The organism is Citrobacter sp. Cb004 (genome assembly GCF_030337065.1).
In the GTDB taxonomy this organism is placed as follows: domain Bacteria; phylum Pseudomonadota; class Gammaproteobacteria; order Enterobacterales; family Enterobacteriaceae; genus Citrobacter; species Citrobacter braakii.
This window is the reverse complement of the sequence record NZ_JAOWCH010000051.1, coordinates 13,677-34,789: the sequence shown is the minus strand read 5'-3', so window position 1 is coordinate 34,789 and position 21,113 is coordinate 13,677. Positions and strand designations below refer to the sequence as shown.

Genomic DNA, 21,113 nt, shown 5'->3' with positions numbered 1-21,113 from the left:
ACCGTACTGGCTAAAACCTACGGCGGTGCTGCTCGTGCATTCGACCAGATCGATAACGCGCCGGAAGAAAAAGCTCGTGGTATCACCATCAACACTTCTCACGTTGAATATGACACCCCGACTCGCCACTACGCACACGTAGACTGCCCGGGCCACGCCGACTATGTTAAAAACATGATCACCGGTGCTGCGCAGATGGATGGCGCGATCCTGGTTGTTGCTGCGACTGACGGCCCGATGCCGCAGACTCGTGAGCACATCCTGCTGGGTCGTCAGGTAGGCGTTCCGTACATCATCGTGTTCCTGAACAAATGCGACATGGTTGATGACGAAGAGCTGCTGGAACTGGTAGAAATGGAAGTTCGTGAACTTCTGTCTCAGTACGATTTCCCGGGCGACGACACTCCGATCGTTCGTGGTTCTGCTCTGAAAGCGCTGGAAGGCGAAGCAGAGTGGGAAGCGAAAATCATCGAACTGGCTGGCTTCCTGGATTCTTACATCCCGGAACCAGAGCGTGCGATTGACAAGCCGTTCCTGCTGCCTATCGAAGACGTATTCTCCATCTCCGGTCGTGGTACCGTTGTTACCGGTCGTGTAGAGCGCGGTATCATCAAAGTTGGTGAAGAAGTTGAAATCGTTGGTATCAAGGATACTGCTAAGTCTACCTGTACTGGCGTTGAAATGTTCCGCAAACTGCTGGACGAAGGCCGTGCTGGTGAGAACGTTGGTGTTCTGCTGCGTGGTATCAAACGTGAAGAAATCGAACGTGGTCAGGTACTGGCTAAGCCGGGCTCTATCAAGCCGCACACCAAGTTCGAATCTGAAGTGTACATTCTGTCCAAAGACGAAGGCGGCCGTCATACTCCGTTCTTCAAAGGCTACCGTCCGCAGTTCTACTTCCGTACTACTGACGTGACTGGTACCATCGAACTGCCGGAAGGCGTTGAGATGGTAATGCCGGGCGACAACATCAAAATGGTTGTTACCCTGATCCACCCAATCGCGATGGACGACGGTCTGCGTTTCGCAATCCGTGAAGGCGGCCGTACTGTTGGTGCGGGCGTTGTTGCCAAAGTAATGAGCTAATTGCCGAATAACATTTGACGCAATGCGCAATAAAAGGGCATCATTTGATGCCCTTTTTGCACGCTTTCACACCAGAACCTGGCTCATCAGTGATTTTATTTGTCATAATCATTGCTGAGACAGGCTCTGAAGAGGGCGTTTAGTCCGAAACGCACCAGAGCATTTCGGTTTGGATCGCCTCGCTTACGCGGGGTGAAAATGTTTGTAGAATACTTCTGACAGGTTGGTTTATGAGTGCGAATACCGAAGCTCAAGGAAGCGGGCGCGGCCTGGAAGCGATGAAGTGGGTTGTTGTCGCTGTATTGCTGCTTGTAGCTATCGTTGGCAACTACCTCTATCGTGACATGATGCTGCCGCTGCGTGCGCTGGCCGTAGTGATTCTGATTGCCGCAGCGGGTGGTGTCGCGCTGTTGACAACAAAAGGTAAAGCGACCGTTGCTTTTGCCCGTGAAGCGAGAACCGAAGTCCGTAAGGTCATTTGGCCAACTCGCCAGGAAACATTGCACACCACATTAATTGTGGCTGCGGTTACCGCAGTAATGTCACTGATCCTGTGGGGACTGGATGGTATTCTGGTTCGCCTGGTATCCTTTATCACTGGCCTGAGGTTCTAAGATGTCTGAAGCCCCTAAAAAGCGCTGGTACGTCGTTCAGGCGTTTTCCGGTTTTGAAGGCCGCGTAGCTACATCGCTGCGCGAATATATCAAGTTACAAAATATGGAAGAGCTGTTTGGCGAAGTCATGGTGCCGACCGAAGAAGTGGTCGAAATCCGTGGCGGTCAGCGTCGCAAGAGCGAACGTAAATTCTTCCCGGGCTATGTATTGGTCCAGATGGTGATGAATGACGCAAGCTGGCACCTGGTGCGCAGCGTGCCGCGTGTGATGGGCTTTATCGGCGGTACTTCTGACCGTCCGGCGCCGATCAGCGACAAAGAAGTTGATGCGATCATGAACCGTCTGCAGCAGGTTGGCGACAAGCCGCGTCCGAAAACGATGTTTGAGCCAGGTGAAATGGTTCGCGTTAGCGACGGTCCGTTCGCTGACTTTAACGGCGTGGTTGAAGAAGTGGACTACGAGAAGTCTCGTCTGAAAGTTTCCGTATCTATCTTCGGTCGTGCGACTCCAGTTGAACTGGACTTCGCTCAGGTTGAAAAAGCCTAACACCCCGATCAAAAAAGCGACGATTTAAGCGTTGCACAAGGCGCGAGATTGGAATACAATTTCGCGCCTTTTGTTTTTATGGATCCTATCCGTAAAACGAATTTAATCACGGGGAGCCTCCTTGAGGCGTTATAACCCAACTAGAGGAATTTAGAATGGCTAAGAAAGTCCAAGCCTATGTCAAGCTGCAGGTTGCAGCTGGTATGGCTAACCCGAGTCCGCCGGTAGGTCCTGCACTGGGTCAACAAGGCGTGAACATCATGGAATTCTGCAAAGCGTTCAACGCTAAAACTGATTCCATGGAAAAAGGTCTGCCAATCCCGGTTGTTATCACCGTTTACGCTGACCGTTCTTTCACTTTCGTTACCAAAACGCCTCCGGCAGCAGTTCTGCTGAAGAAAGCGGCTGGTATCAAGTCTGGTTCCGGCAAGCCGAACAAAGACAAAGTGGGTAAAATTTCCCGCGCTCAGCTGCAGGAAATCGCGCAGACCAAAGCTGCCGACATGACTGGTTCCGACATTGAAGCGATGACTCGCTCCATTGAAGGTACTGCACGTTCCATGGGCCTGGTAGTGGAGGACTAAGAAATGGCTAAACTGACCAAGCGCATGTCCGTGATCCGTGACAAAGTTGATGCTACTAAGCAGTATGACATCAACGAAGCTATCGCTCTGCTGAAAGAGCTGGCCACTGCTAAATTCGTAGAAAGCGTGGACGTTGCTGTTAACCTCGGCATCGATGCTCGTAAATCTGACCAGAACGTACGTGGTGCAACTGTACTGCCGCACGGTACTGGCCGTTCCGTTCGCGTAGCCGTATTTACCCAGGGTGCAAACGCTGAAGCTGCTAAAGCTGCAGGCGCTGAGCTGGTAGGTATGGAAGATCTGGCTGAACAGATCAAGAAAGGCGAAATGAACTTTGACGTTGTTATTGCTTCCCCGGATGCAATGCGCGTTGTTGGCCAACTGGGTCAGGTTCTGGGTCCGCGCGGCCTGATGCCAAACCCGAAAGTTGGTACTGTAACTCCTAACGTTGCTGAAGCTGTTAAGAATGCTAAAGCTGGTCAGGTTCGTTACCGTAACGACAAAAACGGCATCATCCACACCACCATCGGTAAAGTGGATTTTGACGCTGACAAACTGAAAGAAAACCTGGAAGCTCTGCTGGTTGCGCTGAAAAAAGCAAAACCGACTCAGGCAAAAGGCGTGTACATCAAGAAAGTTAGCATCTCCACCACCATGGGTGCTGGCGTTGCCGTTGATCAGTCCGGTCTGACTGCGACTGTGGCGAACTAATATTCGCCTTTACGTGGGCGGTGATTTTGTCTACAATCTTACCCCCACGTATTCTGCTAATTGCAGACGTATATCTGAGATATTCAGGCTGTGGCAAGGCAGTCAACGCCACTACAGATTGAATAGCGACAGATAGAAAAGATTTGTTCGTTGGAGCCTGGCCTAATCCAGGCCTCCGTCGAAGACCGCAGGTGTTTCGTAAGAAACTTAATGCCCTGCGTAGACGGTGACAGAACGCTAAGATTATTTCTGATACTCTGGCTTGTTTCTGCTCACCGTATTTAGACGCTCTCTCCGTTGGGGGGAGTGAAGTGAGTTCCGGAACATGAGTTCCGGCAAACATCCAGGAGCAAAGCTAATGGCTTTAAATCTTCAAGACAAACAAGCGATTGTTGCTGAAGTCAGCGAAGTAGCCAAAGGCGCGCTGTCTGCAGTAGTTGCGGATTCCCGTGGCGTAACTGTAGATAAAATGACTGAACTGCGTAAAGCAGGTCGTGAAGCTGGCGTATACATGCGTGTTGTTCGTAACACCCTGCTGCGCCGCGTCGTTGAAGGTACTCAGTTCGAGTGCCTGAAAGACACGTTTGTTGGTCCGACCCTGATTGCATACTCTATGGAACACCCGGGCGCTGCTGCTCGTCTGTTCAAAGAGTTCGCGAAAGCGAATGCAAAATTTGAGGTCAAAGCCGCAGCCTTTGAAGGTGAGTTGATTACGGCATCGAATATCGATCGCCTGGCAACTCTGCCGACCTACGAAGAAGCAATTGCACGCCTGATGGCAACCATGAAAGAAGCTTCGGCTGGCAAACTGGTTCGTACTCTGGCTGCTGTACGCGATGCGAAAGAAGCTGCTTAATCGCAGTTATCTTTGTAAAGCATCTGCTTACGTATAAACTTATTCTGATTTTCAGGAACAATTTAAATGTCTATCACTAAAGATCAAATCATTGAAGCAGTATCCGCTATGTCCGTAATGGACGTTGTAGAACTGATTTCTGCAATGGAAGAAAAATTCGGTGTTTCTGCTGCTGCTGCTGTAGCTGTAGCTGCTGGCCCGGCTGAAGCTGCTGAAGAAAAAACTGAATTCGACGTAATTCTGAAAGCTGCTGGCGCTAACAAAGTTGCTGTTATCAAAGCAGTACGTGGCGCAACTGGCCTGGGTCTGAAAGAAGCTAAAGACCTGGTAGAATCTGCACCGGCTGCGCTGAAAGAAGGCGTGAGCAAAGACGACGCAGAAGCACTGAAAAAATCTCTGGAAGAAGCTGGCGCTGAAGTTGAAGTTAAATAAGCCAACTTTTCTGGTTGCAGCCTAAGAAATTAGGCTGATGGCTGGTGACTTTTTAGTCACCAGCCTTTTTGCGCTGTAAGGCGCCAGTAGCATTTCACACTGTTTGACTACTGCTGTGCCTTTCAATGCTTGTTTCTATCGACGTCTTAATATACTGCGACAGAACGTCAGTTCTGTGTAAATCGCAATGAAATGGTTTAAGCGTGATAGCAACAGGCATTGCGGAAAGTATTCGATTTTCCGGTCAACAAAATAGTGTTGCACAAACTGTCCCTTCGTCGGACAGATGGGTCGACTTGTCAGCGAGCTGAGGAACCCTAATGGTTTACTCCTATACCGAGAAAAAACGTATTCGTAAGGATTTTGGTAAACGTCCGCAAGTGTTGGACATACCTTATCTCCTTTCTATCCAGCTTGACTCGTTTCAGAAGTTCATCGAGCAAGATCCTGAAGGGCAGTATGGTCTGGAAGCAGCTTTCCGTTCCGTTTTCCCGATTCAGAGCTACAGCGGTAATTCCGAGCTGCAATACGTCAGCTACCGCCTTGGCGAACCGGTGTTTGACGTTCAGGAATGTCAGATCCGTGGCGTGACCTATTCCGCACCGCTGCGCGTAAAACTGCGCCTGGTGATCTACGAGCGCGAAGCGCCGGAAGGCACCGTAAAAGACATTAAAGAACAAGAAGTCTACATGGGCGAAATTCCGCTCATGACAGACAACGGTACCTTTGTTATCAACGGTACTGAGCGTGTTATCGTTTCTCAGCTGCACCGTAGTCCTGGCGTCTTCTTTGACTCCGACAAAGGTAAAACCCACTCTTCGGGTAAAGTGCTGTATAACGCGCGTATTATCCCTTACCGTGGTTCCTGGCTGGACTTCGAATTCGATCCGAAGGACAACCTGTTCGTACGTATTGACCGTCGCCGTAAACTGCCTGCGACCATTATTCTGCGTGCACTGAACTACACCACTGAGCAGATCCTTGACCTGTTCTTTGAGAAAGTTGTTTTCGAAATTCGTGACAACAAGCTGCAGATGGAACTGGTGCCGGAACGCCTGCGTGGTGAAACCGCCTCCTTTGACATCGAAGCTAACGGCAAAGTCTACGTCGAAAAAGGCCGTCGCATCACTGCGCGCCACATTCGCCAACTGGAAAAAGACGATATCAAACATATCGAAGTTCCGGTTGAATACATTGCTGGTAAAGTTGCGGCTAAAGACTACGTTGACGAATCTACTGGCGAGCTGATCTGCGCAGCTAACATGGAGCTGAGTCTGGATCTGCTGGCTAAGCTGAGCCAGTCTGGCCACAAGCGTATCGAAACGCTGTTCACCAACGATCTGGACCACGGTCCGTACATTTCTGAAACTGTACGCGTCGACCCAACCAACGATCGTCTGAGCGCGCTGGTAGAAATCTACCGCATGATGCGCCCTGGTGAGCCGCCGACGCGTGAAGCTGCTGAAAGCCTGTTCGAGAACCTGTTCTTCTCCGAAGACCGCTATGACCTGTCTGCGGTTGGTCGTATGAAGTTCAACCGTTCTCTGTTGCGCGACGAAATCGAAGGTTCCGGTATCCTGAGCAAAGACGACATCATCGAAGTGATGAAGAAGCTCATCGATATCCGTAACGGTAAAGGCGAAGTCGATGATATCGACCACCTCGGTAACCGTCGTATCCGTTCCGTAGGCGAAATGGCGGAAAACCAGTTCCGCGTTGGCCTGGTACGTGTTGAGCGTGCGGTGAAAGAGCGTCTGTCTCTGGGCGATCTGGATACCCTGATGCCTCAGGATATGATCAACGCTAAGCCGATTTCTGCAGCAGTGAAAGAGTTCTTTGGTTCCAGCCAGCTGTCTCAGTTTATGGACCAGAACAACCCGCTGTCTGAGATTACGCACAAACGTCGTATCTCTGCACTCGGCCCAGGCGGTTTGACCCGTGAACGCGCAGGCTTCGAAGTTCGAGACGTACACCCGACTCACTACGGTCGCGTATGTCCAATCGAAACGCCTGAAGGTCCGAACATCGGTCTGATTAACTCCTTGTCCGTGTACGCACAGACTAACGAATACGGCTTCCTCGAGACTCCGTACCGTAAAGTGACCGACGGTGTTGTAACTGACGAAATTCATTACCTGTCTGCTATCGAAGAAGGCAACTACGTTATCGCTCAGGCGAACTCCAACCTGGATGACGAAGGCCACTTTGTAGAAGATCTGGTTACCTGCCGTAGCAAAGGCGAATCCAGCTTGTTCAGCCGTGACCAGGTTGACTACATGGACGTATCCACCCAGCAGGTGGTATCCGTCGGTGCGTCCCTGATCCCGTTCCTGGAACACGATGACGCCAACCGTGCATTGATGGGTGCGAACATGCAACGTCAGGCGGTTCCGACTCTGCGTGCTGATAAGCCGCTGGTTGGTACCGGTATGGAACGTGCTGTTGCCGTCGACTCCGGTGTTACCGCGGTTGCTAAACGTGGCGGTACTGTCCAGTACGTGGATGCTTCCCGTATCGTTATCAAAGTTAACGAAGACGAGATGTACCCGGGCGAAGCAGGTATCGACATTTATAACCTGACCAAATACACCCGTTCTAACCAGAACACCTGTATCAACCAGATGCCTTGCGTATCTCTGGGCGAACCGGTTGAACGTGGTGATGTGCTGGCAGACGGTCCGTCCACCGACCTCGGTGAACTGGCGCTCGGTCAGAACATGCGCGTGGCATTCATGCCATGGAATGGTTACAACTTCGAAGACTCCATCCTCGTATCTGAGCGTGTTGTCCAGGAAGACCGTTTCACCACCATCCACATTCAGGAACTGGCATGTGTGTCCCGTGACACCAAGCTGGGGCCGGAAGAGATCACCGCTGACATCCCGAACGTGGGTGAAGCTGCGCTCTCCAAACTGGATGAATCCGGTATCGTTTATATCGGCGCGGAAGTAACCGGTGGCGATATTCTGGTTGGTAAGGTAACGCCGAAAGGTGAAACCCAGCTGACGCCAGAAGAGAAGCTGCTGCGTGCGATCTTCGGTGAGAAAGCGTCTGACGTTAAAGACTCTTCTCTGCGCGTGCCAAACGGTGTTTCCGGTACGATTATCGACGTTCAGGTCTTTACTCGCGATGGCGTAGAAAAAGACAAACGTGCGCTGGAAATCGAAGAGATGCAGCTGAAGCAGGCGAAAAAAGACCTGTCTGAAGAACTGCAAATCCTCGAAGCTGGCCTGTTCAGCCGTATCTACGCTGTGCTGGTTTCCGGTGGTGTTGAAGCTGAGAAGCTCGACAAACTGCCGCGCGATCGCTGGTTAGAACTCGGCCTGACCGACGAAGAGAAACAAAATCAGCTGGAACAACTGGCTGAGCAGTACGACGAACTGAAACACGAGTTCGAGAAAAAACTCGAAGCGAAACGCCGTAAAATCACTCAGGGCGACGATCTGGCACCGGGCGTGCTGAAGATTGTTAAGGTTTATCTGGCGGTTAAACGTCGGATCCAGCCTGGTGATAAGATGGCAGGTCGTCACGGTAACAAGGGTGTAATCTCTAAGATCAACCCGATCGAAGATATGCCACACGATGCTAACGGTACGCCGGTAGATATCGTGCTGAACCCGCTGGGCGTACCATCGCGTATGAACATCGGTCAGATCCTTGAAACCCACCTGGGTATGGCTGCGAAAGGTATCGGCGATAAGATCAACGCCATGCTGAAACAGCAGCAGGAAGTCGCGAAACTGCGCGAATTCATCCAGCGTGCTTACGATCTGGGTTCAGATGTTCGTCAGAAAGTTGACCTGAATACCTTCAGCGATGAAGAAGTTCTGCGTCTGGCTGAAAACCTGAAAAAAGGTATGCCGATCGCAACGCCGGTGTTCGACGGTGCGAAAGAGTCTGAAATCAAGGAACTGTTACAGCTGGGTGGCCTGCCGACTTCCGGTCAGATCACACTGTTCGACGGTCGTACCGGTGAGCAGTTCGAGCGCCAGGTTACCGTTGGCTACATGTACATGCTGAAACTGAACCACCTGGTTGATGACAAGATGCATGCGCGTTCTACCGGTTCTTACAGCCTGGTTACTCAGCAGCCGCTGGGTGGTAAGGCTCAGTTCGGTGGTCAGCGCTTCGGGGAGATGGAAGTGTGGGCGCTTGAAGCATACGGCGCGGCATACACCCTGCAGGAAATGCTCACCGTTAAGTCTGATGACGTGAACGGTCGTACTAAGATGTATAAAAACATCGTGGACGGCAACCATCAGATGGAACCAGGCATGCCGGAATCCTTCAACGTACTGTTGAAAGAGATTCGTTCGCTGGGTATCAACATCGAGCTGGAAGACGAGTAACTCTCGATCAAACAGGTCACTGGTGCTGGCGTAACAGCCAGCGCCAGATTGTGCTAACTCCGACGGGAGCAAATCCGTGAAAGATTTATTAAAGTTTCTGAAAGCGCAGACTAAAACCGAAGAGTTTGATGCGATCAAAATTGCTCTGGCCTCGCCAGACATGATCCGTTCATGGTCTTTCGGTGAAGTTAAGAAGCCGGAAACCATCAACTACCGTACGTTCAAACCTGAACGTGACGGCCTTTTCTGCGCCCGTATCTTTGGGCCGGTAAAAGACTATGAGTGCCTGTGCGGTAAGTACAAGCGCCTGAAACACCGCGGTGTGATCTGTGAGAAGTGCGGCGTTGAAGTGACCCAAACTAAAGTACGCCGTGAGCGTATGGGCCACATCGAGCTGGCGTCTCCGACCGCTCACATCTGGTTCCTGAAATCTCTGCCGTCCCGTATCGGTTTGCTGCTCGATATGCCGCTGCGCGATATCGAACGCGTACTGTACTTCGAATCTTATGTGGTTATCGAAGGCGGTATGACTAACCTGGAACGTCAACAGATCCTGACTGAAGAGCAGTATCTGGACGCGCTGGAAGAGTTCGGTGACGAATTCGACGCGAAGATGGGTGCGGAAGCAATCCAGGCCCTGCTGAAGAGCATGGATCTGGAGCAAGAGTGCGAAACTCTGCGCGAAGAGCTGAACGAAACCAACTCCGAAACCAAGCGTAAGAAGCTGACCAAACGTATCAAACTGCTGGAAGCATTCGTACAGTCTGGCAACAAGCCAGAGTGGATGATCCTGACCGTTCTGCCGGTTCTGCCGCCAGATCTGCGTCCGCTGGTTCCGCTGGATGGTGGTCGTTTCGCAACATCAGATCTGAACGATCTGTACCGTCGCGTGATCAACCGTAACAACCGTCTGAAACGTCTGCTGGATCTGGCTGCGCCGGACATCATCGTACGTAACGAAAAACGTATGCTGCAGGAAGCGGTTGACGCCCTGCTGGATAACGGTCGTCGTGGTCGTGCGATCACCGGTTCTAACAAACGTCCTCTGAAATCTTTGGCCGATATGATCAAAGGTAAACAGGGTCGTTTCCGTCAGAACCTGCTCGGTAAGCGTGTTGACTACTCCGGTCGTTCTGTAATCACCGTAGGTCCATACCTGCGTCTGCATCAGTGCGGTCTGCCGAAGAAAATGGCACTGGAACTGTTCAAACCGTTCATTTACGGCAAGCTGGAACTGCGTGGCCTGGCCACCACCATCAAAGCCGCTAAGAAAATGGTTGAGCGTGAAGAAGCTGTCGTTTGGGATATCCTCGACGAAGTTATCCGCGAACACCCGGTACTGCTGAACCGTGCACCAACCCTGCACCGTCTGGGTATCCAGGCATTTGAACCGGTACTGATCGAAGGTAAAGCTATCCAGCTGCACCCGCTGGTTTGTGCGGCATATAACGCCGACTTCGATGGTGACCAGATGGCTGTTCACGTACCGCTGACGCTGGAAGCCCAGCTCGAAGCGCGTGCGCTGATGATGTCTACCAACAACATCCTGTCTCCGGCGAACGGCGAACCTATCATCGTTCCGTCTCAGGACGTTGTATTGGGTCTGTACTACATGACCCGTGACTGTGTTAACGCCAAAGGCGAAGGCATGGTGCTGACTGGCCCGAAAGAAGCTGAGCGTATCTATCGCGCAGGTCTGGCCTCTCTGCATGCGCGCGTTAAAGTGCGTATCACTGAATACGAAAAAGATGAAAACGGCGAATTCGTTGCGCACACCAGCCTGAAAGACACGACCGTTGGTCGCGCCATTCTGTGGATGATCGTACCGAAAGGTCTGCCTTTCTCCATCGTCAACCAGGCGCTGGGCAAGAAAGCAATCTCCAAAATGCTGAACACCTGTTACCGCATCCTGGGCCTGAAGCCGACCGTTATCTTCGCTGACCAGACAATGTACACCGGCTTTGCTTATGCAGCGCGTTCAGGTGCATCTGTTGGTATTGATGACATGGTCATCCCAGAGAAGAAACACGAGATCATCTCTGAAGCGGAAGCTGAAGTTGCTGAGATCCAGGAGCAGTTCCAGTCTGGTCTGGTAACCGCAGGCGAACGCTATAACAAAGTTATCGATATCTGGGCTGCGGCGAACGATCGTGTATCCAAAGCGATGATGGATAACCTGCAAACCGAAACCGTGATTAACCGTGACGGCGTAGAAGAGCAGCAGGTTTCCTTCAACAGCATCTACATGATGGCCGACTCCGGTGCGCGTGGTTCTGCAGCACAGATTCGTCAGCTGGCTGGTATGCGTGGTCTGATGGCTAAGCCAGATGGCTCCATCATCGAAACGCCAATCACCGCGAACTTCCGTGAAGGTCTGAACGTACTCCAGTACTTCATCTCTACTCACGGTGCTCGTAAAGGTCTGGCGGATACCGCACTGAAAACAGCGAACTCCGGTTATCTGACTCGTCGTCTGGTTGACGTTGCGCAGGACTTGGTTGTTACTGAAGACGATTGCGGCACGCTGGAAGGCATCACCATGACCCCGGTTATCGAGGGTGGTGACGTTAAAGAACCGCTGCGCGATCGCGTTCTGGGTCGTGTGACTGCTGAAGACGTTCTGAAGCCGGGTACGGCGGATATTCTGGTTCCACGCAACACGCTGCTGCACGAACAGTGGTGTGACCTGCTGGAAGAGAACTCCGTTGACTCCGTCAAAGTCCGTTCCGTTGTATCCTGTGACACCGACTTTGGTGTATGTGCGCACTGCTATGGTCGTGACCTGGCGCGTGGCCACATCATCAATAAAGGTGAAGCAATCGGCGTTATCGCGGCACAGTCCATCGGTGAACCGGGTACACAGCTGACGATGCGTACGTTCCACATCGGTGGTGCGGCATCTCGTGCGGCTGCTGAATCCAGCATCCAGGTGAAAAATAAAGGTAGCATCCGTCTGAGCAATGCGAAGTCGGTTGTTAACTCCAGCGGTAAACTGGTTATCACCTCACGTAACACCGAACTGAAACTGATCGACGAATTCGGCCGTACCAAAGAAAGCTATAAAGTGCCTTACGGCTCCGTTATGGCGAAAGGTGATGGCGAACAGGTTGCTGGCGGCGAAACCGTAGCGAACTGGGATCCGCACACCATGCCGGTTATCACCGAAGTGAGTGGTTTCGTCCGCTTCACTGACATGATCGACGGCCAGACCATTACTCGTCAGACCGACGAGCTGACCGGTCTGTCTTCTCTGGTGGTTCTGGATTCTGCAGAACGTACTGCGGGTGGTAAAGACCTGCGTCCGGCACTGAAAATTGTTGATGCTCAGGGCAACGACGTTCTGATCCCAGGCACTGATATGCCTGCTCAGTACTTCCTGCCGGGTAAAGCGATTGTTCAGTTGGAAGATGGCGTACAGATCAGTTCTGGTGACACCCTGGCGCGTGTTCCGCAGGAATCCGGCGGTACCAAGGATATCACCGGTGGTCTGCCGCGCGTTGCGGACCTGTTCGAAGCACGTCGTCCGAAAGAGCCGGCAATCCTGGCTGAAATCAGCGGCATCATTTCCTTCGGTAAAGAAACCAAAGGTAAACGTCGTCTGGTTATCACCCCGGTAGACGGTAGCGAGCCGTACGAAGAGATGATTCCGAAATGGCGTCAGCTCAACGTGTTCGAAGGTGAACGTGTAGAACGTGGTGACGTTGTTTCCGACGGTCCGGAAGCGCCGCACGACATCCTGCGTCTGCGTGGTGTGCATGCTGTAACTCGTTATATCGTTAACGAAGTTCAGGACGTATACCGTCTGCAGGGCGTTAAGATTAACGATAAGCACATCGAAGTTATCGTTCGTCAGATGCTGCGTAAAGCCACCATCGAAAGCGCTGGTAGCTCCGACTTCCTGGAAGGCGAGCAGGTTGAATACTCCCGCGTCAAGATTGCTAACCGCGATCTGGAAGCGAACGGCAAAGTGGGTGCAACATTCTCCCGCGATCTGCTGGGTATCACCAAAGCGTCTCTGGCGACCGAGTCCTTCATCTCTGCAGCATCGTTCCAGGAAACCACGCGTGTCCTGACCGAAGCCGCTGTTGCAGGTAAACGTGATGAACTGCGCGGTCTGAAAGAGAACGTTATCGTGGGTCGTCTGATCCCGGCGGGTACCGGTTATGCGTACCATCAGGATCGTATGCGCCGCCGTGCAGCGGGCGAACTGCCAGCTGCTCCGCAGGTGACTGCTGAAGATGCGTCTGCCAGCCTGGCAGAACTGCTGAACGCAGGCCTGGGCGGTTCTGACAACGATTAATCGTTGCTGACGCTAATAAAAAACCCGCTTCGGCGGGTTTTTTTATGTCGATGGATTTAAGATGTATTATGTTGGCCGGATAAGGCAGCAGCTGCCATCCGGCATGATGACGCCAGGCTTATGAGGCCTACGGCTTACGCCATCCGATCAGTTTACTGGTGGTAAGCGTCGATACAGTTCAATCATATCGCCTGCCAGATCCTGAATCACCATGGCATTCATCAGGTGGTCCTGGGAATGGACGGTGATGAGATTAACCGGTAGTTTGCCGGTACCTTCGTCAATTCCGATCAGTTGGGTCTGGATTTTATGCGCTTGTTTAACATACTCGCGTGATTCTATCATCGCGTGTTCTGCCCCAGCGAAATCACCTTTACGCGCCAGTTGCAACGCCGTCAGGGCTTGACTGCGCGCAGCTCCGGCGTTTACCAATAATTCCATGATGATCGTTTCTAACTCTTCCATGCCATCACTCCAGTAGTTTCAGCGCTTTGTCCAGTACCGCATCGCCTTTCATCATGCCGTAATCCATCATATCGATAACGGCGACTTTTTTTCCTAGCGGGTCGGCGAGCGCCTGCAGCTTGGCCTGTTCATACTTAACCTGTGGGCCGAGCAATACGATATCCGCAGTGGCGATATTCTCTTCAAACTCAGCCACCGGGACCGCTTTGATAGTGACGTCGACTCCTTTTTTCTGGGCGGCATCTTTCATCTTTTGCACCAGCATGCTGGTGGACATTCCGGCGGCACAGCATAAAACGATGTTTTTCATAAGTAGTCTCGATCAACATGTGTGGGTTGATAATTATCGCGAGCCAGTCGCAGCAACAACTGCTTTGCAACGATTGTGTGCAAGGCATCACAAAGAAAGTCACTTTTTCTGAAACCGGTTACAAAAAGAGGCTCAACCCTACGATCTGGCCCTGATTTGGCGATTGTTGACCCATTTATCATATGCAGGAATATATAATCACTGTTAATAAAGACATGTTATAAAAAACAGTATTGACAGCGTTTTTTAAACCCGTATGTTAATGCTTAACAGCGGAGAAATTGTAGTTTGCTGTTAAGGTAGTAAGTGTTAGTAGAGCTTGATTGGGGGTTGCGATAAAGGCCACGAAGTATTTTTGTATGGGATAGTCGATGCTGAAAACGCTATTTATTCACCTCGACAATGCTTTCAGGCCACGTAGTTGATATATCTAATCGCAAATAGTTAGTAAAACGCGACGATGTAACGCCATGATTTAATAGTAAATGTTTGCGGTTTCTGTTTTCTGGTTATCGCAAGGGAAATAAGGCAACGCATCAAAGAGTATATGTCGCGAGGGGAAGTGTACTTGTTTAGGTCACCAGCCTTGAGTTCTATTATCAAGCGGGTGGAATGTGTTTAACGGTAAATAGAGGACGTTTTTAGTTAGTATCAATATCCAATATTATCTGTAGTAAACGTGTACATTTTAAAGTAGTACCATCAGCAGTACTAAATCGTTAAGTTTATTAATGTTAAATTTGAAGTGTGTAGTAACTTAAAGCCCTGACTGCAATGGTCAGGGCTTTTGTTCATTTTAGATCAAGTTGTTACCTGAAATGCTCAACCGCAATGGTGTAACATTTCGGCGTTAATCGATTATTAAATAAATTAATGCTTGCTTATTGATTAGAAGTAAGTCTACTATAGCGACATCGGTTTGATACACAGACCTTATGAAAGCAGTTTTAGTAAAGCAGTTCTCAGTTCAAGCGTTATCCTCAGATACTCTTCTTCATGAGCCTCCTCCCTAAGTGCCCCATAAGTTAATTTCTGCAAAACAGGCCATCTTCGCTGCTTAAGCGGCTCAAAAATATGAAAGGAAGTATCTATGTCTAACAAAATGACTGGTTTAGTAAAATGGTTTAACTCTGAGAAAGGCTTCGGCTTTATCACTCCTCAGGACGGTAGCAAGGACGTGTTTGTGCATTTCTCTGCTATCCAGAGTAACGATTTTAAAACATTAGACGAAGGTCAAAAAGTGGAGTTCTCTGTGGAGAATGGCGCTAAAGGCCCGTCTGCTGTTAATGTTGTCGCGCTGTAATCGCCGATAATTTCACTAATGCTTACGATAGCGATGAAGGCCAGAGCCTGAGCAGTTAAGTGGCAGTGAAGAAAAAACCCGCGAAAGCGGGTTTTTTCGTTTTATGCGATTGCTCCGGACTTACGGCATCTGCGAAGCGCGTCCCAGATAGCTGTCCCAGTCCTTCCACACGGGCTGTAACCCCTGCGCCATTAGTGCTTCAGCAACGGCTTCTGGGCGACGGGCGTCGTGTGGGGAGAACTGTTCCAGTTCAGGATGGTTATCGGCATAACCGCCGGGCTGTGTTTTTGAGAAGGCGCTGACGTTGTTGATCGCCAGCGGGATCACATGATCACGGAACCATGGCGATTCGCGGGTGGAGAGCGACAGCTCAATTTCTGGCGCCAGTAAACGAAACGCGCAAATGGTTTGGACCAACTGTCGCTCGTCCATGATCGATGCGGGTTCAACGCCACCGGTGCATGGGCGCAGGCGAGGGAAGGAGATGGAGTAGCGGCTCTGCCAGTAATGCTGCTGCATCCACAGCAGATGTTCAGCCACCATATAGCAATCGACCCGCCAGCTGTCGGACAAACCAATCAACGCGCCAAGACCGATTTTGTCGATCCCTGCGCGGCCCAGCCTGTCCGGCGTTTCCAGTCGCCAGAAGAAATCCTGCTTTTTCCCCTTCAGATGGTGGCGAGCGTAAATCGCCTCATGATAGCTCTCCTGATACACCATCACGCCATCCAGTCCCAGAGTCTTCAGCTCCGCATATTCAGCCTCTGACAGCGGCTGAACTTCCATCTGCAACGAGGCAAACTGGCGGCGAATGGTGGGCAAATGGCGACGAAAGTAATCCATTCCGACTTTTGCCTGATGTTCACCGGTGACCAACAACAGATGCTCAAAACCCAGCTCACGGATAGCGGTACACTCTCGTTTTATCTCATCTTCGTCCAGCGTTTTGCGTTTGATACGGTTGCTCATGGAAAAGCCGCAGTAGGTGCAGTCGTTGGCGCAAAGATTTGAGAGATATAGCGGAACATAAAAGCTGACCGTGTTGCCGAAGCGCTGCCGGGTCAGGCGCTGCGCTCGCTGTGCCAACGGCTCCAGAAAGTCGGCGGCGGCAGGGGAGAGCAACGCCATCAGATCGTCGCGACTAAGCTGTGAAGCGTTGAGGGCGTGCTCCACGTCAGCGGCGGTTTTACCGTTGATACGCAGGCGGATGTCATCCCAGTCAAGCTGGCGCCAGCGGTCGCTGAACGTTTTCATACGAAGGCCTCCAGGAATCCGGTTAACGGGCTGGTGGCGCTTGCCTGCGAACTTTTGCTTCCTGGTACCGCCTGGCGCGCCAGAAGGCCCGCTTCAACCGCCAGACGGAAGGCGGTAGCCATCGTGACCGGGCAGTCGGCCACGGCGATTGCCGTGTTGACCAGCACTGCGTCGGCACCCATTTCCAGCGCCTGTGTGGCGTGGCTGGGGACGCCGATACCCGCATCAACCACCACCGGTACGGTTGCCTGTTGGATAATAATCTCCAGCATCGCTTTCGTTTCCAGTCCCTGATTAGAACCGATGGGCGCGCCGAGCGGCATTACCGCCGCGCAGCCGACCTCTTCCAGCCGCTTACACAGCACCGGATCCGCGCCGCAGTAGGGCAGCACCACAAAGCCCTGTTTCACCAATGCTTCCGCGGCTTTTAACGTTTCAATCGGATCCGGCAATAGCCAGCGGGCGTCCGGGTGGATTTCTAATTTTAGCCAGTTTGTGCCCAGCGCTTCACGCGCCAGCTGGGCGGCGAAAATAGCCTCTTCCGCGGTTTTCGCCCCAGAGGTGTTAGGCAGTAGCGTCACCCCCGCGTCGATAAGTGGGGCCAGAATGGCATCGTTGTGCTGGCGTAAATCCACACGCTTCATCGCCAGCGTCACCAACTGGCTGCCGGAGGCGCGAATCGCCTCGACCATCAGCTGCGACGAAGCAAATTTTCCGGTGCCGGTGAACAGATGTGAATCAAACGTTTTGTCGGCAATACGTAACATATCAACCCCCTGCAATAACCTGAAAAAGCAGGATCTGGTCGCCTTCCTGCACGATTTGCTGCTCCCACTGCTCGCGCGGCAGGATCTGCTGATTGAGCGCCAGCGCCGCTCCCGGTTTAAGTTGATTTAGCGCAGTGAGCAGCCCGCTGACGGTTTGTCCCTCGGCGCACTGCATTAGCTCATCATTGAACTGAATCTGCATGTTGTCCTCCGCAGACCGGGCAGCCGCTGGCACGACGTAGCGCGAGGCTGCGCCACTGGCTGGTTTTACCGTCGAACAGGCGTAGCTCCCCACTGGGAGTTTCAATGCCGCTGAGTAATTTAATCGCCTCCAGCGCCTGCAAGGTGCCCATCACGCCCACAACCGGGCCGACGATGCCGACGGTGCGGCAGTTGCGTTGCGGCTCTACATCATCCGGCCACAGGCAACGGTAACAGCCTTGTTCCCACGGTGGCGTCAGTACCATTAGCTGGCCGCCAAAGCCCACAGCGCTGGCGGTGATGAGCGGAGTGTTGAGCATCACGCAGGCGGCGTTAATTTCCTGGCGCGTCGCCATGTTGTCGGTACAGTCGAGCACCACGTCGGCACGCGCTACCGCATGCCGGAGCGCCTCACCGGTCAGCCGCTGCTCAAGGACGACCAGCTCGCTGTCCGGATTAAGGCGTGCCAGATGTCGCTTTGCCGCCTGTGCTTTCGGGCGGGCGATATCATCGGTGGTGAACAATATTTGCCGTTGCAGGTTGCTCAGATGAACGTCATCATCGTCCGCCAACGTCAGCGTGCCGACGCCCGCTCCCGCCAGATACAGTGCCGCAGGCGAGCCGAGCCCACCTAAGCCGACGATCAGCACATGGCTATCGAGCAGCTTTTGTTGGCCCTCAATGGCAATGTCGCCGAGCAGGATCTGGCGGCTGTAGCGCATAAAATCGCGGTCATTCATCGCCGGCTCCCGCAATGTCCAGTAGCTGCGCCGTGGCTGCCTGCCAGTCTGCGGCGTGGGTTATGGCGCTGACCACGGCAATGCTGCCAACACCGGTCGCCAGCACCGCCGGGGCGCGCTCAAGGCTGATGCCGCCGATAGCGACAGTGGGGTAATCCGCCAGTCGTTTACTATGGCTTGCCAGCTGCGTGAGACCCTGCGGGGCCGACGGCATCTGCTTGGTTTGCGTCGGGAAGACATGACCCAGCGCGATATAAGAAGGCTTAGCAGCCAGCGCTACGTCTATCTCCATATCATCGTGAGTGGAAACACCCAGGCGTAGCCCCGCCGCCTGAATCGCCTTCAGGTCGGTGGTTTCGAGGTCTTCCTGGCCCAGATGCACGCCGTACGCGTTGTGCTTAATTGCCAGACTCCAGTAGTCGTTGATAAACAGGCGAGCATCATAGCGATGCCCCAACTCTATGGCGGCAATGACGTCGGCTTCGACCTCTTCATCACGTTTATCTTTAATGCGCAGTTGGATCGTGCGCACACCTGCCTGCAGCAAGCGTTCAATCCATTCAACGCTGTCTACCACCGGGTACAGCCCGAGGCGGAACGGCACGGTCGGGAAATCAGGCTGGTACATCACGCCTCCTCTTTTTTGAGGTAGATTTCGCCGCCTTTGGCGCGGAAGTTCTCCGACATATCCGCCATTCCGATTTCAATGGTTTGTGCGGCGGCGTAGTCGCGGACCTCCTGGCTGATTTTCATCGAGCAGAACTTCGGCCCGCACATGGAGCAGAAGTGGGCAACCTTGCCGGACTCCTGTGGCAGGGTTTCATCGTGATAGGCGCGGGCGGTGAATGGGTCGAGTGCGAGGTTAAACTGGTCTTCCCAGCGGAATTCGAAGCGCGCTTTCGACATGGCGTTATCGCGGATCTGCGCTCCCGGATGGCCTTTGGCTAAATCAGCGGCATGGGCGGCAATCTTGTAGGTAATCAGCCCTTGCTTCACGTCTTCTTTGTTCGGCAGGCCAAGGTGCTCTTTTGGCGTGACGTAGCACAGCATCGCACAGCCAAACCAGCCGATCATCGCCGCACCAATGCCGGAAGTGAAGTGGTCATAGCCCGGCGCGATATCTGTCGTCAACGGCCCTAAGGTGTAGAACGGCGCTTCAAGGCAGTGCTCCAGCTCTTCGGTCATATTGCGCTGGATCATATGCATCGGCACATGACCCGGGCCTTCAATCATCACCTGCACGTCGTATTCCCAGGCGATTTTGGTCAGTTCGCCCAGCGTATGCAGCTCGGAGAACTGCGCCTCGTCGTTGGCATCCTGAATCGAGCCTGGACGCAGGCCGTCGCCGAGAGAGAGCGAAACGTCATAAGCGGCACAGATTTCGCAAATCTCGCGGAAATGTTCAAACAGGAAGTTCTCTTTGTGATGAGAGAGACACCATTTCGCCATGATCGAACCGCCGCGCGAGACAATTCCTGTCAGGCGTTTGGCGGTCATCGGCACGTAGCGTAGCAATACGCCCGCGTGAATGGTGAAGTAGTCGACGCCCTGTTCGGCTTGTTCGAGCAGCGTGTCACGGAAGGCTTCCCAGGTGAGATCTTCAGCGATCCCGTTAACCTTCTCCAGCGCCTGGTAGATCGGTACGGTACCGATCGGCACCGGGCTGTTACGTAGGATCCACTCGCGGGTTTCGTGAATATAGCGGCCGGTGGAGAGGTCCATCACCGTATCTGCGCCCCAGCGGGTCGACCACACCAGCTTCTCCACCTCTTCTTCAATGGAGGAGGTCACCGCCGAGTTACCGATGTTGGCGTTCACCTTCACCAGGAAGTTGCGGCCGATGATCATCGGCTCGGATTCCGGGTGGTTGATGTTGGCAGGAATAATCGCGCGGCCCGCAGCGACTTCATCACGCACGAATTCCGGGGTGATATTTTCCGGCAGGCGAGCACCAAAGTTCATCCCTGGATGCTGATGGCGCAGCACTTCACTACGAATGCGCTCGCGGCCCATGTTTTCACGGATGGCGATAAATTCCATCTCCGGGGTAACCATCCCCTGACGGGCATAGTGCAACTGGGTAGCGCGCTTGCCGGCTTTAGCGCGTTTTGGCGTCAGCAGGCCGCTGAAACGCAGCTCGTCCAGGCCATCGTCGGCCAGACGTTGTTTGGTATAAGCGGAGCTACGGTCGTCTAATTCTTCGCTATCGTTACGCGCCGCAATCCATGGCTGGCGCAGTTTCGCCAGACCCTGCTGAACGTTAATCGCCACATCAGGATCGCCGTACGGCCCGGAGGTGTCGTACACCGGCACGGCTTCGTTCTCTTCAAACTGCGGGTTGTCTTTCGTACCACCAATCAGCGTAGGACTTAGCTGGATTTCGCGCATCGGGATGCGAATATCCGCCTGCGAACCGGTGATGTAGATGCGTTTTGAGTTAGGAAAGGCGGTACCTTCCAGCGTGTCGATAAAGTGTTGGGCTTGGGCGCGCTGTTCGCGGCGTGATGGTTTAGTAGTGGCAGACATAGCTCATTCCAAATAAAAAAGTAAGGATATGGCTTGTCAGACGACGGATGAAGCAAGAGAGACGAACG

At 52.8% G+C, this 21,113-nt stretch carries 18 protein-coding genes; 10 read left to right on the top strand and 8 right to left on the bottom strand.

Going from position 1 to position 21,113, the window contains the following annotated elements; translation table 11 throughout:
• The 9 genes from tuf to rpoC form a co-directional block, all read left to right on the top strand.
• On the top strand, positions 1-1,086 hold a 1,086-nt coding region (gene tuf, locus OGV65_RS09475; protein ID WP_160955304.1), incomplete at its 5' end, for an elongation factor Tu.
• 230 nt (positions 1,087-1,316) lie between these two features.
• A complete protein-coding gene (gene secE, locus OGV65_RS09470) occupies positions 1,317-1,700 on the top strand; it encodes a preprotein translocase subunit SecE (RefSeq protein ID WP_003033128.1) in 384 nt (127 codons plus the stop codon).
• Between the two features lies 1 nt (position 1,701).
• The gene (gene nusG / locus OGV65_RS09465; protein ID WP_003033125.1) at positions 1,702-2,247 is read left to right on the top strand and encodes a transcription termination/antitermination protein NusG; all 546 of its coding nucleotides are present in this window, start codon (positions 1,702-1,704) and stop codon (positions 2,245-2,247) included.
• Between the two features lie 155 nt (positions 2,248-2,402).
• Entirely contained in the window at positions 2,403-2,831 is a 429-nt protein-coding gene (gene rplK, locus OGV65_RS09460) for a 50S ribosomal protein L11 (protein WP_003033122.1), read from the top strand.
• Between the two features lie 3 nt (positions 2,832-2,834).
• Positions 2,835-3,542 (top strand): 50S ribosomal protein L1, encoded by a 708-nt coding sequence (gene rplA / locus OGV65_RS09455; RefSeq protein ID WP_016155300.1) that lies wholly within the window; start codon positions 2,835-2,837, stop codon positions 3,540-3,542.
• A gap of 358 nt (positions 3,543-3,900) precedes the next feature.
• The gene (gene rplJ, locus OGV65_RS09450) at positions 3,901-4,398 is read left to right on the top strand and encodes a 50S ribosomal protein L10 (RefSeq protein ID WP_005132895.1); all 498 of its coding nucleotides are present in this window, start codon (positions 3,901-3,903) and stop codon (positions 4,396-4,398) included.
• A gap of 66 nt (positions 4,399-4,464) precedes the next feature.
• Positions 4,465-4,830, top strand: a complete 366-nt coding sequence (rplL, locus tag OGV65_RS09445; protein ID WP_000028882.1) for a 50S ribosomal protein L7/L12 — start codon at positions 4,465-4,467, stop codon at positions 4,828-4,830.
• Between the two features lie 320 nt (positions 4,831-5,150).
• Entirely contained in the window at positions 5,151-9,179 is a 4,029-nt protein-coding gene (gene rpoB, locus OGV65_RS09440) for a DNA-directed RNA polymerase subunit beta (protein WP_003033111.1), read from the top strand.
• A 76-nt stretch (positions 9,180-9,255) separates the two neighbouring features.
• A complete protein-coding gene (rpoC, locus tag OGV65_RS09435; protein ID WP_016155301.1) occupies positions 9,256-13,479 on the top strand; it encodes a DNA-directed RNA polymerase subunit beta' in 4,224 nt (1,407 codons plus the stop codon).
• Positions 13,480-13,626: 147 nt separating this feature from the next.
• On the opposite strand, the gene OGV65_RS09430 is transcribed toward rpoC, so the two are convergent.
• A complete protein-coding gene (locus OGV65_RS09430) occupies positions 13,627-13,944 on the bottom strand; it encodes a PTS lactose/cellobiose transporter subunit IIA (protein WP_047415986.1) in 318 nt (105 codons plus the stop codon).
• Positions 13,945-13,948: 4 nt separating this feature from the next.
• Positions 13,949-14,254 (bottom strand): PTS sugar transporter subunit IIB, encoded by a 306-nt coding sequence (locus tag OGV65_RS09425; RefSeq protein WP_016155303.1) that lies wholly within the window; start codon positions 14,252-14,254, stop codon positions 13,949-13,951.
• A 1,090-nt stretch (positions 14,255-15,344) separates the two neighbouring features.
• Between OGV65_RS09425 and cspE the strand changes: the two genes are divergently transcribed.
• Positions 15,345-15,557, top strand: coding sequence for a transcription antiterminator/RNA stability regulator CspE (gene cspE / locus OGV65_RS09420; protein WP_016155304.1), 213 nt, complete (start codon positions 15,345-15,347; stop codon positions 15,555-15,557).
• 120 nt (positions 15,558-15,677) lie between these two features.
• Here cspE and thiH read toward each other — a convergent pair whose 3' ends face one another.
• Genes thiH through thiC form a run of 6 tightly spaced genes read right to left on the bottom strand, consistent with a single transcriptional unit; the run spans position 15,678 to position 21,045 of the window.
• A complete protein-coding gene (thiH, locus tag OGV65_RS09415; protein WP_016157943.1) occupies positions 15,678-16,811 on the bottom strand; it encodes a 2-iminoacetate synthase ThiH in 1,134 nt (377 codons plus the stop codon).
• Positions 16,808-17,578 (bottom strand): thiazole synthase, encoded by a 771-nt coding sequence (thiG, locus tag OGV65_RS09410; RefSeq protein WP_016157944.1) that lies wholly within the window; start codon positions 17,576-17,578, stop codon positions 16,808-16,810. Before thiG ends, thiH begins: the two co-directional genes overlap by 4 nt.
• 1 nt (position 17,579) lies before the next feature.
• On the bottom strand, positions 17,580-17,780 hold the full coding sequence (gene thiS / locus OGV65_RS09405) for a sulfur carrier protein ThiS (protein WP_047498831.1): 201 nt from the start codon (positions 17,778-17,780) through the stop codon (positions 17,580-17,582).
• Positions 17,761-18,519 (bottom strand): HesA/MoeB/ThiF family protein, encoded by a 759-nt coding sequence (locus tag OGV65_RS09400; protein ID WP_279263632.1) that lies wholly within the window; start codon positions 18,517-18,519, stop codon positions 17,761-17,763. The genes thiS and OGV65_RS09400 overlap by 20 nt, the downstream gene beginning before the upstream one ends.
• On the bottom strand, positions 18,512-19,147 hold the full coding sequence (gene thiE / locus OGV65_RS09395) for a thiamine phosphate synthase (protein ID WP_047498837.1): 636 nt from the start codon (positions 19,145-19,147) through the stop codon (positions 18,512-18,514). The genes OGV65_RS09400 and thiE overlap by 8 nt, the downstream gene beginning before the upstream one ends.
• On the bottom strand, positions 19,147-21,045 hold the full coding sequence (gene thiC, locus OGV65_RS09390) for a phosphomethylpyrimidine synthase ThiC (protein ID WP_286454887.1): 1,899 nt from the start codon (positions 21,043-21,045) through the stop codon (positions 19,147-19,149). Before thiC ends, thiE begins: the two co-directional genes overlap by 1 nt.
• Positions 21,046-21,113 lie beyond the last annotated feature (68 nt).